Here is a 3,547-nt window from a genome sequence, read left to right on the forward strand (position 1 = left end):
TTGCGCACCAGCTGCCAGTTGGTATGGGTGCCACGCTGAAATCCGATGCCAATGCAGTTGACCACGGTCGCCAGCGTCAGCGTTGTGGCCAGCGCAGCGACAGACCCATAAAGTCCAAAGAACCCCATGCCGGTTGCCTGCAAAGTCGTCAGCGACAGGCGATTGACGTAATTCCAACCGCCAAGGCCATCGGCATTACCGCGCCAGCAGACCCATCCGGCTGAACGTTCCTCGGCCACAGCGTCCGCCGTTGCGGCACTTGTGACCCGCCAGCGCCGCATGCTGGTGGAGAGGTTGGTGGTGGCCAAGGTCGGTGTCGCAACTGTACCGACAGCCGTGCGCGGCATGCCATTGGTGTTGACCGTTGTGCTGGTCGAGGGCGCCCAGGTCGCAATCCGGTTGACCCCGAAATGCGGTTGCAGCGGAAAGAAACGGCCCGAGGGACGCTGCACGTCGAGCCATCCGGCCCCGGCACGATCGCGGGCATAAACTGCGAGCTTCCCCTCAGGTGGCGGGTCCGGGGCGGCGGGAAGGGCGGGGATCACCAGTGGTTCGGGCAGTTCAACCCGACCGGAGCTGCGGTCGATCTTGATGGCCTCATAGAATGCAGACCCATCCGGGCTGACCTTGAAGCTGAAATCGTCGCTGCCCAGAAGCCCGAGCAGCGCACGCGCCGAAAACCCTGTCTTGAAGGCGAAGGCGGCATCGCTTCCAGCAGCGTTCTTGTTGAACGTCGCCTCGATCCCGGCGCCTGCGTTGTTGAACAGCATGGCAGGTGCGTTGATCGAAAAGCGGTTGTAGCTGTCGGCTGTCGCGCCGCCAAGGCCCAGCAATTGCGCGGTGAGGTTTGCCTGAGGCATGCCCACCTGTGTGACCGCATTGGCAAAGGTGACCATGGGCGTGTTCAGCACCGTGGTGCCACCAGCCCCCGCCGTGGCGGAGCCGATGTTGACGACAGTGTTCGATCCCGAAGCACCGCCAGTGCCGAGGTTCAGGGTTTTGGAGAGGCCAGTCGTCGTGGCTCCAGTCCCCACGCCATAAGTGGCGGTTGTCGTCGCCGTGCCGATGGTGGCTGCGGCTGCTGATACAGTGACTGTCCCCGAGGCGATCAGCGTACCGGAAAACGTCTTGTTGCCGCTGAAAGTTTGGGTGCCTGCGAGGATTGCCAACTCGCTGGATGTGTTGGGCAGGGTAAAGCTGCGCGTAGTGCCGGTGCTGATCCCCGACAGCGAAAACAACGCCCTCTTCGTCGGATCGACGGCATTCACCAGACTGAATATGGCGTCTGACACATCCTGCGGTACGCCAACGGGATCCCAAGCTGTGCCATCCCAGACACCAAAAGCCGCCTCATCCGCAATCCATGCCAGCCAGCCCGGGCGCGGCACCAGCCGCATCCAGACGCCATCGACCCAGAACGCCACGTTCAAGTCCCAGCCGGCCCAGAGACCTGAGGCCCCGGATGCTACGATGTGCCGGTCGCCGTCAGCTGGACTTGCGGGAGGCGTGGTGCGGCTGCGATCCAGCACAGAAAGCTGCACCATGGCGTCTAGCAGCCGCAGCGCCTCGTTATGGGTGACATGCTTTTGGGCCTGCGATGCCAGGATATATGGCAGCAGGAGATGGGTAGTGATGTCTGACATGATCCTGCTTTCAGAAGTTGAGGGTGACAGGTCGCCCAGCGCCCCGGCCGATCAGGGCCGAAAGCTGGAAGATGCGAATGGAGAGGGTCTGGCCCGGGCCGAGGGGAGCGCCCCAATCGGCGGTCTGCTGGGCGGCGGTGTAGAGGGCCGAGGTCGTGGCAGTCGTCAAGGATCGCTTGACACCTGACCCGTCCAGAATATCGAGCGCGTAAGCTTCACTGTCCTCGGCCAAAGGCACTTCGCCTGCCCCCCAACTGTCGGCTGCGAGCGAGCGCGACCGGCGCGTCCAATTAATTGTGAGATCGCCGGGGTTGCGCGCGGTGCGCCATGGCTGCTCGACATGGCCAACCGAGAACGGCTGCAGCCCAGCGCCCTCGGGGGTGAAACTGGTGGCGACAAAGGTCTCGTCGCTGACCGGGTGCTGCGCTGGGCCGATGCGCCAGTTCCATGGTAGACCCAAATCAGCCTCGCTGATCGGCAGTGACGCCAGCGTTGCATCCAGCACGACAACCCGCGCGCCGGTCGGGACAATGCTGACCATCACTCCTTCGGTTCCGCGCTGACCTCGCAGCAGCCGGGTCAGGCGATAGCGCCCCGGCGCGATCAGTTCGGCATTGCCCGCTTGGACGATTTCCCATTGCCCGGGACCGGTTTCTACCGCCAGCGCATTGGCCCCGCCCAAGAGCGCAATGTCGGTGACGCTTTCCAGCGTGCCAGAGAAGAGATCGATGACCAGCGCATTGCCAAGATCGAAACGCGACACCGGCCCCGAATAGAAGCTTTCCGCTAGAACGCCGATCCGAGCGCGGCCACCAAAGGTGGTCAGCAAGGCAAAACCATCTGTTGCGGCGCTGCGATACACCGCCATTTCGCCGGGCCATGGTTTGGCATGGGCTGCAACGAGGGGCCGATGTGCAGGCTGATCCTCGCGAAGTTGCGGCAGGTCCAGCAGGATCACATCGGGCGTGCCAAATACCATGGGCGTCGAGAGCGAGGCCGGGCGTGGATCGCCGGGTGGCAAGTCGTATACGGCTCGATCCTGCCGCACGGCATCGATGCTGCGAAGGTCCGAATCCGCGATCGACACCAGCCTCATCTCGTTCAAACGGCCATCATGATTGAGCAGGATTACGTCGCAGGGATCCAGCGCCAATCTTGAGGGCGGCAGGCGAAACACCGCACTTTCGCGCCCAACCCACGCCTCCATCAACGCACGGCGGCAGCGGCGTTCCGCTTCCTCTGGCGGCACTGCCATAGGGAACGCCTCGGACGCGATCCGCGTGGTGTCGACCGTGATGCGCCGTGCTTCGACTTGTGCCGCGTCATAATCCTCGTCCGCCCGCGCGACTTGCCACTTCAACGCCTGTGGCAGTTCAGTTTCCTGCGCGCGGGTCAGGTCCATCACGTCACCCTGTGCTGAGGCCGGGGCCACCATATCGTCAGGCGTGATGGTCAGACCGGCAATGCGGCCCCGCATCAGAAAGCGAATGCGCCCTTCGCTTTCAACGGCATCAAAGCCGAAATGGCGCGCGAGCGTCGATATCGAGGCGCGTGGGGCTTCCAAGGCGGTAATCACGTAACCTTCGACAGCACCCCAAAGCTCGGAAACGTCGATCTGAGCCTCCGGCATGCCAGCGCGCAGGCAAAGGTGGCGCACAAGGGCCGCCAATGACACCGCCCCCAACCGTCCCGTCAGCCAATGTCCGCGTCGCCAGTTCGGCCCATCGGTCCAGACGGTGGTGAGTTCGGGAAAGAAGGGATAGGGCCGCGCATCCCAGGTCCAGGCGGCGCATTCCGGCACGTTGACCATCCGCGCGCTGGTCACGCCCGACACCGGATTGTTGGCCGGTGCTGACCAAAATAGGTACGTCGCCTCAAGATAGGCGCGCTGGAACGCATCGTCG

2 protein-coding genes are annotated in these 3,547 nt (G+C 63.6%); both read right to left on the minus strand.

All coding sequences use genetic code 11. The features are described from left to right. On the minus strand, nt 1-1,643 hold a 1,643-nt coding region (locus AKU94_RS06490), incomplete at its 3' end, for a DUF2793 domain-containing protein (protein ID WP_050526501.1). A 10-nt stretch (nt 1,644-1,653) separates the two neighbouring features. Then, the coding region (locus AKU94_RS06495) for a phage tail protein (RefSeq protein WP_198144857.1) at nt 1,654-3,547 on the minus strand (1,894 nt) is incomplete at its 5' end.

Origin of the sequence: Pseudorhodobacter aquimaris (assembly GCF_001202025.1) — a bacterium.
In the GTDB taxonomy this organism is placed as follows: domain Bacteria; phylum Pseudomonadota; class Alphaproteobacteria; order Rhodobacterales; family Rhodobacteraceae; genus Pseudorhodobacter; species Pseudorhodobacter aquimaris.